Genomic DNA, 16,014 nt, shown 5'->3' with positions numbered 1-16,014 from the left:
AGTAGTTTCCCTAATCCCGCCCCCGCTTTGCAGGCCCGGACGCGGCGATGCGCGCGACGAGGTCCGGAAGGGATTGCGTTTCGGTCAGGCGGAAATTCAGCCCTTTGGAAAGCTCGCCGCTTCCGCCCGGCAGCACCGCCTGGCGGAAGCCGAGCTTTTCCGCTTCTTTCAGCCGCTGCACGGCATGGGCGACGGGGCGGATGGCGCCGGAGAGGCTGGCTTCGCCGAAATAGACGCAATCGGCAGGAAGCGGGAGGCCGGCGATGGAGGAGACCAGCGCCGCGGCGACGGCGATGTCGGCGGCAGGCTCGCTGATGCGGTAGCCGCCGGCGACGTTCAGATAAACATCATGTTGGCCAAAGCGAACGCCGCAATGGGCTTCCAGCACGGCGAGGATCATGGAAAGACGGTTGCCATCCCAGCCGACGACCGCGCGGCGTGGCGTGCCGAGGGTCGAAGGAGCGACGAGCGCCTGGATTTCCACCAGCACTGGCCGTGTGCCTTCCATGCCCGCGAAGACGGCCGCGCCGGGCGCTTTCTCGTTGCGCTCGCCCAGGAAGAGTTCGGACGGATTGGAGACTTCGCGCAAGCCGACATCGGACATTTCGAACACGCCGATCTCGTCGGTCGGGCCGAAACGGTTCTTGACCGTACGGAGGATGCGGTAATGGTGTCCGCCCTCGCCTTCGAAATAAAGGACCGCATCGACCATGTGCTCGACGACGCGGGGACCGGCGATCTGCCCTTCCTTGGTGACATGGCCGACGAGGACGACCGCCGCGCCGGTCTGCTTGGCGAAGCGGATCATCGCCTGCGCCCCGGCGCGCACCTGCGTGACCGTGCCGGGGGCGGAATCGGCCATGTCCGTCCAGAGCGTCTGGATGGAATCGATGATGACGAGATCGGGCCGGCGATTTTCCGAAATCGTCGCCAGAATGTCCTCGACATTGGTTTCGGCGGCGAGCTCCACCGATGTATCGGCGGCCTTCAGGCGCTGCGCCCGCAGGCGAATCTGCGCCACCGCCTCCTCGCCCGAGACATAGACGATGCGATTGCCGCGCCGCGCCAGCGCTGCGGCGGCCTGTGTCAGAAGGGTCGATTTGCCGATACCAGGATCGCCGCCGACAAGCAGCGCCGAACCGCGCACGAAGCCGCCGCCCGTCACCCGGTCGAGTTCCGCAATGCCGGACTGGATACGCGGCGCGTCCTCGATATCGCCCGAAAGCGTCGTTAGCGCCACCGCGCGGCCTTTGCGCGGCGTCTTGCCCGGCCCGCCGCCAATACCGCCGGAGGTGCCTTCTTCGATCAGCGTGTTCCACTCGCCGCAGGCATCGCACTTGCCTGCCCAGCGGGCATGCACGGTTCCGCAGTTCTGGCAGATGAACTGAACGCGGGATTTAGCCATGGGGGCACTTTCTAAAATGGAGGCGCCCCACGACACCCCCCTCTGCCCTGCCGGGCATCTCCCCCTCAAGGGGGGAGATTACGCCTTCATCGATGTTTGGCGTCAATCGCAAACGTTGCAGAATGGACAGTGACCGTCGTGCCAGCCAATCTCCCCCCTTGAGGGGGAGATGCCCGGCAGGACAGAGGGGGGTGCTGGCAAGCGCGACCACAAAAATCAAAACGCCGCCTTCCCGCCACCCACATACTGCCTATGATAGCGCCGTCCGAGCCCCGTCAGAAGCTCATAGCCAATGGTGCCTGCGGCGCGGGCTACATCATCGAGCGGGACATTCGCCCCGAAAAGCTCGATGTAATCGCCGATCCTGATTTCGTCTTCCGGCACGTCCGTCACATCGAACGAGGTCAAATCCATGGTGACGCGGCCGATGACCGGCACGCGCCTCCCCGCGGCGAAACCATACGCGCCCTCAGAACCGGAAGATCGCAGTGGAACGCCTGAGCCGGACGCTGAACGCAGATAGCCGTCGGCATAGCCGGTTGAGACGATTGCGATGCGCGTATCGCGGGCCAATATCGCGGACGCGCCGTAGCCGACCGGCTCGCCTTGCCGGGCACGGCGTATCTGCACGATTCGCGCCTCGGCGGTGGCAACAGGTTTCATCGGATTGGCCACCTCATTGACCGCCTCGCCGCCATAGAGCGCTATGCCGGGCCGGGTGAGATCGAACAGAAAATCGCCGCCCATGAACACGCCCGCCGAATTGGCGAGGCTCGTTTCGATGCTGCCGAATGCCGCACGAACGGCTTTGAAGACCTCCAGCTGGCGGCGGTTCAATTCGTGCGAGGGGCTGTCGCCGCAGGCCAGATGGCTCATCAGCAGCACCGGGCGCACCGATTTCGCCTGCCCCGCAAAGGCAATGGCTTCGTCCGGCGTAAGGCCCAGCCGATTCATGCCGGTGTCGACATGAATGGCGCAGGGCTTTCTGCGCCCATACCGGGCCCAGATCGTGATTTCATGGCCGGAGCCAAGCACGGGGATAAGGTCGGCATCGGTGAAGGCCGGGGCGGCATCGTCGAAGAGGCCATTCAGCACGAAGATGCGGGCGCGCGGCGCGGAATGGCGAACGCGCAGCCCCTCCTCCGGCAGCGCGACGAAGAAGGTGTCGCAGCCCGCGCGAACCAGCGCGGGGACGACTTCAGCGATGCCGCATCCATAGGCATCCGCCTTGACTACCGCCGCTGCTCGTCCGGGCCGGGAACGCGCGTCAAGGACGCGCCAATTATCCACGATCGCGTTGAGATCGATAGTGAGCCTGCCGCCGGCCAGAAGCCGGTCCGCGCCGGTGACCAGCACCGGCGGCTCGACAGGAAGAGTGATCGGCTTATTCATAGCGCTCCGGCAGGTGGGATTCCTCGGCGAGGTCCGTGAAGCGCGTGTACTCCGCCTGGAAGGCCAGCTTGACGGTGCCTGTCGGTCCGTGACGTTGCTTGGCGATGATCACCTCCGCCTTGCCGCGCACGTCCTCCATCTCCGCCTGCCATTTGAAATACTCTTCCGTCCCCGGTTTTGGCTCTCGGTTCTTGATATAGTATTCCTCGCGGAACACAAACAGCACCACGTCGGCATCCTGCTCGATGGAGCCCGATTCACGCAAGTCCGACAATTGCGGGCGCTTGTCGTCGCGGCTTTCCACCTGACGGGAGAGCTGCGACAGGGCTATGATGGGCACATTCAGCTCCTTGCCGAGCGCCTTGAGGCCGGTGGTGATCTCGGTGATTTCCTGCACGCGGTTCTGCGACGAAGCCTTGGACGAGCCGGTCATAAGCTGCACATAGTCGATGACCAGCACGTCTAGGCCGCGCTGACGCTTCAGCCGCCGCGCGCGGGCGGCAAGCTGGGCGATGGAGATGCCGCCGGTCTGGTCGATATAGAGCGGGATCTTCTGCATCATATGCGAGCATGCGACCAGCTTTTCGAAATCCGTCTCGGTGATCTCGCCTCGACGGATCTTGGAGGATGAAATCTCCGTCTGCTCGGAGATGATACGGGTTGCGAGCTGTTCGGACGACATTTCGAGCGAGAAGAAGCCGACCACGCCGCCATTGACCGCCTTGACCGAGCCATCCGCCTGCTGCTCTCCCTGATAGGCGGCGGCGATGTTGAAGGCGATGTTGGTGGCAAGCGAGGTCTTGCCCATGCCGGGACGTCCGGCGAGGATAATCAAGTCCGAGGGCTGCAAGCCGCCCATGCGGGCATCGAGCGTGTGAATGCCCGTGGAGATGCCGGAGAGATGCCCGTCGCGCATGAAGGCGGCGTTGGCCATATCCACGGCGGTCTTGACCGCATCGTTGAACGATTGGAAGCCGCCATCATAACGGCCCGTCTCGGCCAGTTCGAACAGGCGGCGTTCCGCATCCTCGATCTGCGCCTGCGGGGCGACATCAACAGGCGCGTCATAGGCGATGTTGACCATGTCCTCGCCGATGCCGATGAGCGCGCGGCGCGTGGCAAGGTCGTAGATCGCCCGGCCATAATCTTCCGCGTTGATGATGGTCACGGCTTCCGTGGCAAGCCGCGCCACGTACTGGAAGACCGTCATCTCGCCGACCTTCTCATCCGCCGGGAGGAAGGTCTTCATGGTGATGGGATTGGCCGCCTTACCCATGCGGATCAGATCGGAGGAGACTTCAAAAATCTTGCGATGCAAGGGCTCGTAGAAATGCGCGGGCTTCAGGAAGTCCGATACCCGATAGAACGCATCATTGTTGACGAGAATAGCGCCGAGGAGCGCCTGCTCCGCCTCGATATTGTTCGGCGCCTCGCGATAGAGCGCGCCGCGTCCACCGCCGCCGCCTCGCGCCTCATCGATCTTGCGTACCGCCGCTTCTGCCATGATTCTCAAGCACCCCTGTTCTCTCTCACCGAGCTAGCGCCGGAATGCCCGCAAGGGCAATGCGCGACTCAAACCAATTCAAGGGAGAGCGGGAAGCTATACCATGATTCACATGGATTCACAGTTTCGCAGATGCGCGGATAATTGCCGGATTGACTCTGAAACAATTGGAAGGACCGAAAATCGCACCGCTGTCCGCGAGTCCCCGCAATAGGGGCATGGCAATCGCCAATAACGAAGGACGAAAAGTCCGGCGGGATTTCTTGTTGCACCTCCAGATGAGGTGCAACAAGAAATCCCGCCGGCGTTCTGTTTACGCTCAAAAATTCTAAGCGAGCGCCGCTTCCCTCGCCCGCCTGATATCCGGCGGGGTGGCTTCATCTACCAACTGCGCAATCGCGGCATCGAGCGATAGCGATTCCTGGTTTTGCGAGCCGAGGCGGCGCATGTTGACCGTCTTCTCCTCCGCCTCGCGCTTGCCGCAGACGAGGATGACCGGCACCTTGGCGAGCGAGTGCTCGCGGACCTTGTAGTTGATCTTCTCGTTGCGCAGATCGGCTTCTGCGACGAGCCCGGCAGCTTTCAGGCGGCGCACCACGTCCTTCGCGTACTCATCCGCGTCGGAGGTGATGGTGGCGACGACGACTTGCACCGGCGCGAGCCAGAGCGGGAAGTGGCCGGCATAGTTCTCAATGAGGATGCCGAGGAAGCGCTCCATCGAGCCGCAGATGGCGCGATGCACCATGACCGGCTGCTTCTTCTCCGAATCCTTGTCGATATAGAAGGCGCCGAACCGTTCCGGCAGGTTGAAATCGACCTGCGTCGTGCCGCATTGCCACTCGCGGCCGATGGCGTCACGCAGCGTATATTCGAATTTCGGGCCGTAGAATGCGCCCTCGCCCGGCAGGATGCCGGTCTTGATGCGGCCGCCCGACTGCTCTTCGATGAGCTTCAGCACATCCATCATGATGCTCTCGGCGCGGTCCCAGAGCTCGTCGGAACCGACGCGCTTTTCCGGACGGGTGGATAGCTTCACCACCACTTCCTTGAAGCCGAAATCCTCATAGGTGGAGAGAATCAAATCATTGATCTTCAGGCATTCCTCGGCAAGCTGCTCTTCGGTGCAGAAGATGTGCGCGTCGTCCTGCGTGAAGCCGCGCACGCGCATCAGCCCGTGCAGCGCGCCCGAGGGCTCGTAGCGATGCACCGTGCCGAATTCGGCAAGCCGGATCGGCAGATCGCGATAGGATTTGAGGCCGTGCTTGAAGATCTGCACATGGCCGGGGCAGTTCATCGGCTTCAGCGCAAAGACGCGCTGGTCCTCCGCCTCGGCATCCGCGCACTCGACCTTGAACATGTTCTCTTTGTACCAGCCCCAGTGACCCGAGGTCTGCCAAAGTGAGGAATCGAGCACCTGCGGCGCGTTTACCTCCTCATAGGTGCCGTCGAGGCGGCGGCGCATATAGGAGACGAGGTTCTGGAACATGCGCCAGCCCTTGGAGTGCCAGAACACGACGCCCGGCCCCTCTTCCTGGAAGTGGAACAGGTCCATCTCGCGGCCCAGGCGGCGGTGATCGCGCTTCTCCGCCTCCTCCAGCATATGGAGATAGGCGTTCAGGTCGTTGTCATTGGCGAAGGCGGTGCCATAGATGCGCGACAGCATCGGGTTGCTGGAATCGCCACGCCAATAGGCGCCCGCCACCTTCATCAGTTTGAACGAATTGCCGATCTGCCCGGTGGAAGCCATATGCGGCCCGCGGCAAAGATCGAACCAGTCGCCTTGGTGATAGATCTTGAGGTCCTGCCCCTCGGGGATCGCATCCACCAGCTCGACCTTATAGCTCTCGCCCTTGCCGGCAAAGACCTGCTTGGCCTTCTCGCGCGACCAGACTTCCTTGGTGAACGGCTTGTTGCGCGCGATGATCTCGCGCATCTTCTTCTCGATGATCGGCAGATCATCGGGTGTGAAGGGCTCGTTCTTGGCGAAGTCGTAATAGAAGCCGTTCTCGATGACAGGACCGATGGTCACCTGCGTTCCCGGCCAGAGCTCCTGCACGGCTTCGGCCAGCACATGCGCCGCGTCATGGCGGATGAGTTCCAGCGCGCGCGGGTCGTCGCGGGTGATGATCTCCACCTTGCCGGAGGTTGCCAGCGGGTCCGAGAGGTCGCGCACCGCGCCGTCGAGCGCATAGGCCACGGCCTTCTTGGCGAGCGATTTGGAGATGGATTCGGCCAGCTGCGCGCCGGTTATCGCGGCATCATATTCGCGCTTCGAGCCATCGGGAAATTCGAGGGAAACGAGGTTGCTCATCGGAATTATCCTATCCAGTCCCGCCAACGAATGCGGGTGGTTGCCGTTCAACGTATAAAATGAAGCTTGGCTTCTAACCCCTTTTGCCGGGCCAGTAAAGGCGAGGCGGTCAGCGCCGCGGCGGGCAGACAGTGCCGCACCGGCTTCCGACCTCTAATTCTGAATCGGCAGACAGTCGATTTTCTGGCGCTTCAGCTGCTTGCAAGCTTTTTCAGCCGAAGCCGAATCCTTGAACCCGGCGAAGCGCACCTGATAGGCCTTGCGGCGCTTTTCGGCGGTTGCAATGACCGGCTTCAGGCCTGGCGCAATCTTGTCCACGACGGGACGCAGCTTTGCCTGAAGCTGTTGCGCGCCTTTAAGCGTCGGCGGCGCGCCGAGCTGGATCGTCCAAGCCGAAGCCAAAGCACCGCCATCGCCCTGCTCCACGCGGGAATCGTCGATGAGGCCGGCGACGACATCGGCCTTCGGCGCGGCCGCCGCATTCTGCTTGGCGGCGGATTGGGGTTTTGCGGCAGCCATGATTTGCTGCGGAGCGGCCTCGCCCTCCCCGCCATAACGGGTCAGCAGCTTCGCCATCTGATCGTCCCGCTGCCGGGCCGACCCGGCGCCGAGCACCACGCCGACCAGATGCTTATCGTTGATGATGGCAGACGAAACGAGGTTGTAACCCGATACATCCGTATAGCCGGTCTTGATGCCGTCGACGCCCTGATAGCGGTACATCAGATTGTTGTGGCCGTTGAACACCCGCCCCCGGTAGGTGAACGAACGCTGCGAGAACAGCGCATATTGTTCCGGGAAGTCACGGCGCAGCGACATGCCCAGCACCGCCATGTCGCGGGCGGTGGTGAGCTGCGTCATCTTCGCCGTCAGCCCCGAGGGATTGACGAAGAATGTGCTTTTCATGCCGAGCTGACGGGCGCGCGCCGTCATCAGGCGGCCGAACGCCGCTTCCGAGCCCGCCATATATTCCCCCAGAACCGTAGCGGCGTCATTGGCGGAAACCACGATCATGCCATTGATGGCATCGCGAACCGTGATCGTGCTGCCGGGCTTCAGATAAAGCTTCATGCGAACCTTGGCGGCCGCATTTTTCGAAACCGGCATCTCGTCGTCCCAATGGAGCCTGCCGGTCTTCAGGGCTTCGAAGGCGAGATAAAGCGTCATCATCTTCGCCAGCGAGGCCGGCGCCCGCTGCACATTCGCATCGTCCTGGCCGAGAATCTGCCCATTATCGGCGTCGAACACCACCCAAGAGGTGTTTGCCATCGCGGCGGTGGAACAAAGGAGACCGGCTCCAAGGGCAAAAGATGCGGCAATGCGCGATACGCGGGACGAAAATTTCAGCATGATGACTCGCGGGAACGTGAATGCGCGGGAGGAATGCAGGCTAATTGCGGCTCGAAAAAGGCCACAGTCCTGCCTTTAATTCCGAAGCTCATCAAACGTTGATATAGTTAAAAGAATTTTAGCGACCCGTAAAAAGCGCAAAACGGCTCACTTCTTGGACGCCGAACAGCGCCAATAACGCCAGGGCATATACCAGGCAAAAGGACTTCCCAGCGTCTCCGGCACCGGATCGAGCCCATGCGTTCCGCCGGGGCCGCACCGCACGACGCGGAACAGCCCCATCCAGCCCCCGGCCCAGAGCCCATGGCGGGCGATTGCCTCATAGGCATATTCCGAACAGGTCGGCAGATGGCGGCAGGAATTGCCGATAAAGCCCGATAGCGTCAGCTGGTAGAGCCGCACCAGGGCGACACCGAACAGGCGGTCCGGCGTCTTGCGCCAGGGACCGTCGAAATTGCGGCTATAGTGCTTTCTGGGAACGGCGCCATGCGAGCGGCACATGGGATCAGGCCGCCTCGCCCTTGGCTTCGATCTCAGCGATGCAGGCGGCGACCGCGTCGAAGGTCAGCATGGTGGAGGCATGGCGTGCCTTGTAATCGCGGATCGGCTCGAGAAACCGGCAATCGGCGAATCGGCCCTCCGGCGGCACGCCATTCTCCTTAAGCATTTTCAGCATCGTCTCGCGCAGCGCCTTCAACTCGTCCGCCGTCGCGCCGATCACATGGCGCGCCATGATGGAGGACGAGGCTTGGCCGAGCGCGCAGGCCTTCACATCATGGGCAAAGCCGGTCACCACGCCATCCTGCATCGTCAGGTCGACCGTCACCGTCGATCCGCACAGCTTGGAATGAACCGTGGCAGAGGCATCAGGCGATTCGAGACGGCCCAGAAGCGGGATATTTCCGGCGAATTCCAGAATGCGCGCATTGTAGATTTCATCGATCATGCCAGGAGCCCCTTCCCCAACATCCGCGCAATCGCGTTCAAAACTCCGTTAAACATGTCGCAGCGGCGCTCTTTGATTGTACGATTTTCGTTCTATATAATATACGTTCCGCAAGCGCCAAGGGTGGCTCACCATGACCGGCGCTGGAACCCAGGACGGATGCCCTACACGGCCCGTTCGCATCAATACACCGTCCCGCTCGTTAAAGCGCATCGTTGTATTGTCCGTTTAACTCGTCTCCTCCGCGAAGGAGACTACGGGAGATACTGATGGACGCTATCTTGAACCTCCGCGAAAATGCCGCGCGCCAGGGGGAAAAGGCCCTGACGCGCCCCAGCCGCGAGGAAGCCGAAGCCGCCGTCCGGACCCTGCTTTTGTGGGCCGGCGATAATCCTGATCGCGAGGGGCTGCTCGACACGCCCAAGCGGGTCGTGAACTCCTATAAGGAAATTTTCTCCGGCTATGGCGAGTCGCCCGAGGACGTGCTCGGCACCACTTTCGAAGAGGTTTCGGGATATACCGATCCGGTTCTCGTGAAGGATATCCCGTTCTATTCGCATTGCGAGCATCACATGGTCCCCGTCATCGGCAAGGCGCATGTCGCCTATCTCCCCGACGACCGGGTGGTCGGCCTCTCCAAGATCGGCCGTCTCGTCGACGTCTTCGCCCGCCGCCTGCAGACGCAGGAGAGCATCACCGCGCAGATCGCCGATGCGATGGATACGATTCTGCGCCCGCGCGGCGTGGCGGTCATGATCGAGGCCGAGCATCTGTGCATGTCGATGCGCGGCGTGCGCAAGCAGGGCTCGACCACCATCACCACCACCTTCCGCGGCGCTTATAGCGACGATGCCAACGCGCAGGCCCGCTTCATGATGATGGTGCGGGCTTGAGGATGACGGCTTCCCTCTTTTCCGAGCCCGCAGCAGACAAGCACACAAATGAAGAAGGGGCGGATTTCGCGCCCCGTTTCGATGCCGCCGGCCTCATCACCGCAGTCGTCACCGATGCGCGGGACGGCACGCTGCTCATGGTCGCGCATATGAACGCGGAGGCGCTGCGCCTGACGCTGGAAACCGGCATTGCGCATTACTGGTCCCGCTCGCGCGGCAAGCTCTGGAAAAAGGGCGAAACGTCAGGCAATCTGCAGACGGTCGTGGAAATGCGCACCGATTGCGACCAGGACGCCCTCTGGCTCAAGGTCCGCGTCGCAGGCGATGGCCCCACCTGCCACACCGGTCGCCGCTCCTGCTTTTACCGGGTTATTTCGATGGAAAACGGCCGGGCGCAGCTCGGCATGCGCGAGGATTGACCATCAAAACCCCGTGTTGCCGGGGTGAGCAGGCATTTTTCTGCGGCATTTAGTCATTCGATACCTTATTCCTTATAAAATCCAGCCGGTTTGATTGAGGAGACTGTGGCGTGCTCGAATGGGTTTCGCGGAAGAACCGCCAGGCGAACGGCAACGCCGAAAACGGTGAGTCGAAGAATGCATCCGGCTTGCCGGAAGCGCCCGTCACCATGCCCCAGGAGGAGCGCAAGACGCCGATTGCGCTGGCGCTGGGCGGAGGCGCGGCGCGCGGATGGACGCATATCGGCGTGCTTCGCGCCCTCGACGAAGCCGGGATAGAGATATCCATGATCGCCGGCACCTCCATCGGCGCGCTGGTGGGCGGCTGCTATCTCGCAGGCAAGCTCAACGAACTGGAAGAATTCGCCCGCAGCCTGACGCGGCGGCGCATGTTCAATCTTCTCGACATAACGCTGCGCGGCAGCGGCCTGTTCGGCGGCATGAAGCTGGACAATCGCTTGCGCGAGCATCTGGACGGCGTCACCTTCGCCGATCTGCCGAAGCCCTTCACCGCCGTCTGCACCGAATTGCGGACGGGCCATGAGATCTGGCTAGCGAATGGCTCGCTGGTGATGGCGATGCGCGCCTCCTACGCCCTCCCCGGCATTTTCGAACCGGTGCGCCTGGGCAGCCGGATGCTGGTCGATGGCGCGCTGGTCAATCCTGTCCCCGTCTCCGTATGCCGCGCGAACGAACAGCCGCTCGTGCTGGCCGTCAACCTGCATTACGACCAGTTCGGCCGGGCGGCGGTGGTGAAGCTCATCAATCAGCAGCAGGAGCAGATGCTGAGCGCCGAAACCGGGGGCGGCCGGGCGACTGCAGCGGAGGCGCGCCTCGGCATTACAGGCGTAATGATGGAAGCCTTCAACATCATCCAGGACCGCATTTCCCGCGCCCGGATGGCCGGCGACCCCGCCGACATCTCGCTCCTGCCGACGGTCGGGCATATCGGCCTGACCGAATTCCACCGCGCCGACGAAGCCATCGCCATCGGCTATGAGGAAACGATGAAGCATCTCAACGATATCAAGCGCTTGCAGAAGGTTCTGGTCTGAAGGCTTGTGGAAAACACGCCTCCCAAAGCCGGTTTCCCGGCTGTTTTTTAGCCCCTGTGAAAAAAGATCGAAATGATCCGATATTGGGCTTGCGGCCCCCACCCCGATTTGCTACATGCCGCGAGCCGATGAGTTCGGCCCTACCACGGAGCGGTCGTGGCGGAATTGGTAGACGCGCAGCGTTGAGGTCGCTGTGGGGCAACCCGTGGAAGTTCGAGTCTTCTCGACCGCACCATTCACCAGCTTGGCAGGCTGGATTTTCCTTTTAGATCAAATGACTATGGAAACAGGTGTCCCACATTACGGGTATGCGTGGGACAGTGTTGCGCGTGCATACCGCCGTTTCGTGGAGCACGCTTGAAGAGACCGACCAGCGAACTGTGGCCTGTCATTCATCGACATGATGTTTCGATCCACGCTCCCGCCAAGGGAGCGACCAATGTGCTTGTCCTGATAGACACAGGCAGCGTTGTTTCGATCCACGCACCGCGAGGAGAGCGACAGCTTCACGCTCAAGGATTGGGCGATTTTCGTCCAGTTTCGATCCACGCTCGCGAGAGAGCAACCTGGACATTGCGTCACAGGCCCCCCGGACGATAAGGTGTTTCGATCCGCACTCCCCCGAGAGAGCGACGGATTGAGAGCCATAGCCAAAGCCCCCCGGCATAGTTTCGATCCACGCTCCCACGAGGAGAGCGACAGGTGAGGCGCTACGGCCTGCTCGACCGAAGCGAAGTTTCGATCCAGGCCCCCGCGAGGAGAGCGACGAAGGTTTTCAGCCGGCGCTTGCCATTGATGTCCGTTTCGATCCACGCCCCCCCCCGCGAGGAGAGCGACAATCCCAAATCGCCTTAGCACCCGCCCCACGATGTTTCGATCCACGCCCCCCGCGAGGAGAGCGACCTGACAGAGGATAAAGCCCGCGAGCTTGCCGAACGAGTTTCGATCCACGCTCTCGCGAGGAGAGCGACGAAGAGGTTGGGGCCGGTATCCGCTCCCCGAATGTTCGATCCACGCTCCCGCGAGGAGAGCGACCGAACTCGCGCAGCGTTTCCGCCTTGTCGAAGTAGTTTCGATCCACGCTCCCGCGAGGAGAGCGACGCCTTCTTCGCGCAAGTCGTCCAGCGAAATGTTGCTGTTTCGATCCACGCTCCCGCGAGGAGAGCGACAGAGCCTGTGGAAAAGTTTTGTTTCTGGTGCGTGGTTTCGATCCACGCTCCCGCGAGGAGAGCGGCCCTCACGCCAGCCGGTATGTTTGCGATCCACCGGGGTTTCGATCCACGCTCCCGCGAGGAGAGCGACCTGTAGACCACGAATGTTTAGCGCCATTGCGCCGGTTTCGATCCACGCTCCCGCGAGGAGAGCGACCGGGTAGCGCGCTGGAACCGCATACTGTATGACCAGTTTCGATCCACGCTCCCGCGAGGAGAGCGACCGTGCGCATGGGAAAGGCATGATTCGGTTATGGCACGTTTCGATCCACGCTCCCGCGAGGAGAGCGACCGATGGCGGCATCCGTTTTCTGCTCCGCATCAGAGTTTCGATCCACGCTCCCGCGAGGAGAGCGACCGCGTTCCGCTTGGGCGGTTCGGTTGATACAAGGGGTTTCGATCCACGCTCCCGCGAGGAGAGCGACCTCGCCATTACTTAAATCCCTTGACCGCCTGCCCGTTTCGATCCTCGCTCCCGCGAGGAGAGCGACTCATCTGCCGCGTTTGCCATGCGGAAAAGACAGCGTTTCGATCCACGCTCCCGCGAGGAGAGCGACTGGGAGGGCGCAGTGACGACGACTGTTGTGTTGGGCGTTTCGATCCACGCTCCCGCGAGGAGAGCGACCGAGCGCCCATATCGTCAAACCAAGGGGCAAGACGTTTCGATCCACGCTCCCGCGAGGAGAGCGACTGACTTGCCGATTTTTCAGGAGATCGTGCGCAAGGGTTTCGATCCACGCTCCCGCGAGGAGAGCGACCTGGACGGCCAAAGGGCGCTCGCAACAAGCTCGGAGTTTCGATCCACGCTCCCGCGAGGAGAGCGACGCTGACCGGTGTCACCGTGACCGGGACTTATACGTTTCGATCCACGCTCCCGCGAGGAGAGCGACGCCGAAAGCGGCTGTCCCTGCGCTTCGTAGTAATCGAGTTTCGATCCACGCTCCCGCGAGGAGAGCGACGCCACGGTCGGAGTTGGTCTCCAGCCACGCCGGGTTTCGATCCACGCTCCCGCGAGGAGAGCGACTCTTTGGCTTCTTCCGCCGCTTCACGAGACCCCCGTTTCGATCCACGCTCCCGCGAGGAGAGCGACAAGGTCCAGCTCGTCTGCCAGCTTCTTGTAAACCGTGTTTCGATCCACGCTCCCGCGAGGAGAGCGACGACAAGGGGCTGGTGACGGTGGCGTGGGAGCGTGTTTCGATCCACGCTCCCGCGAGGAGAGCGACTCGCCGGACGCGCCAGCATGGACACGCTGTTGCAGTTTCGATCCACGCTCCCGCGAGGAGAGCGACAAGGCGAATGCGCAGCTCTTCGGGCATGGCTTCCAGTTTCGATCCACGCTCCCGCGAGGAGAGCGACACCCCGGGGCAGGATAAACCGCTCTGGATGAGCACCGTTTCGATCCACGCTCCCGCGAGGAGAGCGACTGCCTATCTCTAACCTTTTGTTCGACAACGGAATAGGCGGATGTTGGCGCGAGGATGTGCAGTCTGCTGCCGTCGGCGTGAGGCGAGCGCAGGGGTGTTTCAAAAAGACCCACGATTTCAAAGAGCTGTGTCAGGTGCGAATCCGCCGGTATTTTACAACACGCTTGCGGTTCGCACCAATTCAGGGGAAGCCCGGTTTGGATTTTGATCTAACCCGCCCTGACGCTGGAACTTTCATCCCAAAAGGTCCATATGGATCGATCATGACGATAGATAGTCTTTCCGATTCAGGTGGCCCCCAGATCGTGCAGCGCAAGGAGCGCTCCGCCCTCCCCGCCAGCTTTTTCCCCGCCGAGGGCTCGCCGCCGGTCGAGTGGCTCGTGGCGGAGGGGCTTACCGATTATCCTGCCGCCCTCGCCTTCATGGACGCGCGGGTGGCTGCTATTCGCGAGGGGACCGCGCCGGAGCTGGTCTGGCTGGTGGAGCACCCGCCGCTCTACACTGCCGGCACGAGCGCCCGGCCAAGCGACCTGCTTGCGCCGGACCGTTTTCCCGTCTTCGAGACCGGGCGTGGCGGGGAATATACCTATCACGGCCCCGGCCAGCGCGTGGCCTATGTGATGCTGGATTTGAAGCGCCGCCGCGAGGATGTGCGCGCCTTCGTCACCGCGCTCGAGGAATGGCTCATTCGCACGCTGGCGGAATTCAACGTCAAGGGCGAGCGGCGGGAGGACCGGGTCGGCGTCTGGGTGACGCGGCCGGAGAAGCCGCGCCTTGCCGATGGATCGCTGGCGGAAGACAAGATCGCCGCCATCGGCATCCGGCTGCGCCGCTGGGTCAGCTTCCACGGCATCGCCATCAATGTGGAACCGGAGCTTGCCAATTTCGGCGGCATCGTGCCCTGCGGCGTCACCGAGCATGGCGTCACCAGCCTCGTCGATCTTGGTCTGCCGGTGACGATGGAGGATGTCGATCTGGCGCTCGCGCGGGGATTCGAAAGTGTGTTTGGGCCAATCAGACGCTGAAATTAGGCGATGGCGGCTTCCCCCGCCCCTTCCTTCAGGCGGCGCTCGCGCATGAAGACGTAAATACCTGAGCCCGCGATGATGAGGATGCCCAGCCATTTCGATGGCGTCGGGAACTCGCCGAAGACCAAAAGCCCCACCAGCACCGCCATAACGATCTCCAGATATTGGAACGGCGCGAGCATCGAAGCCGGTGCGAGGCGGAAGGCCTGCACCACCAACAGATGGCCTATGGTGGCGATCACACCCATCGCCGCCAGCAGGCCCCAGGAAAGCGGCAGCGTGGCAAGGCCGAAGCCCATATCCGGGTGACCGATCAGTTCGCCGATGAGAATCACCGGCGCGGTGAACAGCACACCGCCGGCCCCGGCATAGAACTGCATCACCATCGGGCTGTCGGAGACGCCATATTTGCGGTTCATAGTGAGATAGGTTGCGAAGCATGTCGCGGTTCCCAAGGGCAGCAGCGACACCCAGCCGAAGATTTCGAAGCTCGGCTGCACCACGATCAGCGTGCCGATGAAACCCACGGCGACGGCGGTCAAGCGCCGCCAGCCCACCTGCTCCTTCAGCACCACGGCCGAGGACAGCGTCAGCAGCAGCGGCTCGACGAAGAAGATGGCGATGGCGTCGGCGAGCGGCATGTATTTGACCGCCGTGAAGAAACAGAGGCTGCCGACGCCCATCAGGGCGCCGCGGATGAGATTGCCGCCGAGATTGCGCGTCGCCAGCCCGCGCCAGCCGCCCATCGCCAAGAGGATCGCGACCGTCAGCAGCGCCTGGATGAAAAAGCGGGAAAAGGAAACGGTCGCCGGCGGCACGCTGTCCATGGTGGAGAGCCATTTGCCGATGGCGTCGAGCAGCGGCAGGAACAACATCGCGCTCGCCATGACGATCATGCCCTTGACATGGGGCTGCATGGCGGGATTTTCCGTCTTTTGCTGCATGGGGGGCCTCAACGCGAACGAGGATAAAGGCCAATCCTTACGCCATTGCTAGAGGCTTCGCCATGGTCCTTTATCGCCCGACCGGCGCGGCAC

12 protein-coding genes, 1 tRNA gene and 1 CRISPR repeat array are annotated in these 16,014 nt (G+C 62.3%); of the genes, 5 read left to right on the top strand and 8 right to left on the bottom strand.

The annotated features are described in order from the left end of the window. Window positions 1-10: 10 nt before the first annotated feature. From radA to ACOWVG_RS10640, 7 genes are all read right to left on the bottom strand, one after another. On the bottom strand, window positions 11-1,405 hold the full coding sequence (gene radA, locus ACOWVG_RS10670) for a DNA repair protein RadA (RefSeq protein ID WP_420962072.1): 1,395 nt from the start codon (window positions 1,403-1,405) through the stop codon (window positions 11-13). Window positions 1,406-1,621: 216 nt separating this feature from the next. Beyond that, window positions 1,622-2,797, bottom strand: coding sequence for an alanine racemase (alr, locus tag ACOWVG_RS10665; protein ID WP_420962070.1), 1,176 nt, complete (start codon window positions 2,795-2,797; stop codon window positions 1,622-1,624). Then, window positions 2,790-4,301 (bottom strand): replicative DNA helicase, encoded by a 1,512-nt coding sequence (locus ACOWVG_RS10660; RefSeq protein WP_420962068.1) that lies wholly within the window; start codon window positions 4,299-4,301, stop codon window positions 2,790-2,792. The genes alr and ACOWVG_RS10660 overlap by 8 nt, the downstream gene beginning before the upstream one ends. 328 nt (window positions 4,302-4,629) lie before the next feature. Beyond that, complete coding sequence (gene thrS / locus ACOWVG_RS10655) at window positions 4,630-6,612, bottom strand: threonine--tRNA ligase (protein ID WP_420962066.1); 1,983 nt, start codon at window positions 6,610-6,612, stop codon at window positions 4,630-4,632. A 153-nt stretch (window positions 6,613-6,765) separates the two neighbouring features. Beyond that, window positions 6,766-7,962 carry a D-alanyl-D-alanine carboxypeptidase gene (locus ACOWVG_RS10650; protein ID WP_420962064.1) on the bottom strand — a complete coding sequence of 399 codons (1,197 nt, stop codon included), beginning with the start codon at window positions 7,960-7,962 and terminating at the stop codon, window positions 6,766-6,768. Window positions 7,963-8,109: 147 nt separating this feature from the next. Further along, window positions 8,110-8,463, bottom strand: coding sequence for a membrane protein insertion efficiency factor YidD (yidD, locus tag ACOWVG_RS10645; RefSeq protein ID WP_420962062.1), 354 nt, complete (start codon window positions 8,461-8,463; stop codon window positions 8,110-8,112). Between the two features lie 4 nt (window positions 8,464-8,467). Continuing rightward, window positions 8,468-8,908, bottom strand: coding sequence for an iron-sulfur cluster assembly scaffold protein (locus tag ACOWVG_RS10640; protein ID WP_420962060.1), 441 nt, complete (start codon window positions 8,906-8,908; stop codon window positions 8,468-8,470). A gap of 269 nt (window positions 8,909-9,177) precedes the next feature. On the opposite strand from ACOWVG_RS10640, the gene folE reads away from it, so the two are divergent. The 5 genes from folE (at window position 9,178) to lipB (ending at window position 14,974) form a co-directional block, all read left to right on the top strand. Further along, window positions 9,178-9,801 carry a GTP cyclohydrolase I FolE gene (gene folE / locus ACOWVG_RS10635; protein ID WP_420962058.1) on the top strand — a complete coding sequence of 208 codons (624 nt, stop codon included), beginning with the start codon at window positions 9,178-9,180 and terminating at the stop codon, window positions 9,799-9,801. Between the two features lie 2 nt (window positions 9,802-9,803). Then, on the top strand, window positions 9,804-10,220 hold the full coding sequence (gene hisI / locus ACOWVG_RS10630; protein WP_420962056.1) for a phosphoribosyl-AMP cyclohydrolase: 417 nt from the start codon (window positions 9,804-9,806) through the stop codon (window positions 10,218-10,220). A 209-nt stretch (window positions 10,221-10,429) separates the two neighbouring features. After that, window positions 10,430-11,314 (top strand): patatin family protein, encoded by an 885-nt coding sequence (locus tag ACOWVG_RS10625; protein WP_420962413.1) that lies wholly within the window; start codon window positions 10,430-10,432, stop codon window positions 11,312-11,314. Between the two features lie 150 nt (window positions 11,315-11,464). After that, window positions 11,465-11,549, top strand: a tRNA-Leu gene (locus ACOWVG_RS10620). A gap of 703 nt (window positions 11,550-12,252) precedes the next feature. Beyond that, a CRISPR array of direct repeats spans window positions 12,253-13,949; the repeat unit is 32 nt; unit sequence GTTTCGATCCACGCTCCCGCGAGGAGAGCGAC. 263 nt (window positions 13,950-14,212) lie between these two features. Then, complete coding sequence (lipB, locus tag ACOWVG_RS10615; RefSeq protein ID WP_420962055.1) at window positions 14,213-14,974, top strand: lipoyl(octanoyl) transferase LipB; 762 nt, start codon at window positions 14,213-14,215, stop codon at window positions 14,972-14,974. A 2-nt stretch (window positions 14,975-14,976) separates the two neighbouring features. On the opposite strand, the gene ACOWVG_RS10610 is transcribed toward lipB, so the two are convergent. Beyond that, a complete protein-coding gene (locus tag ACOWVG_RS10610) occupies window positions 14,977-15,921 on the bottom strand; it encodes a DMT family transporter (protein ID WP_420962053.1) in 945 nt (314 codons plus the stop codon). Window positions 15,922-16,014 lie beyond the last annotated feature (93 nt).

The sequence above is a fragment of the Brucella sp. IR073 genome, from assembly GCF_049065735.1.
In the GTDB taxonomy this organism is placed as follows: domain Bacteria; phylum Pseudomonadota; class Alphaproteobacteria; order Rhizobiales; family Rhizobiaceae; genus Paramesorhizobium.
Note: the sequence above shows the minus strand (reverse complement) of the source record. Positions and strands in the feature narration are given on the sequence as shown.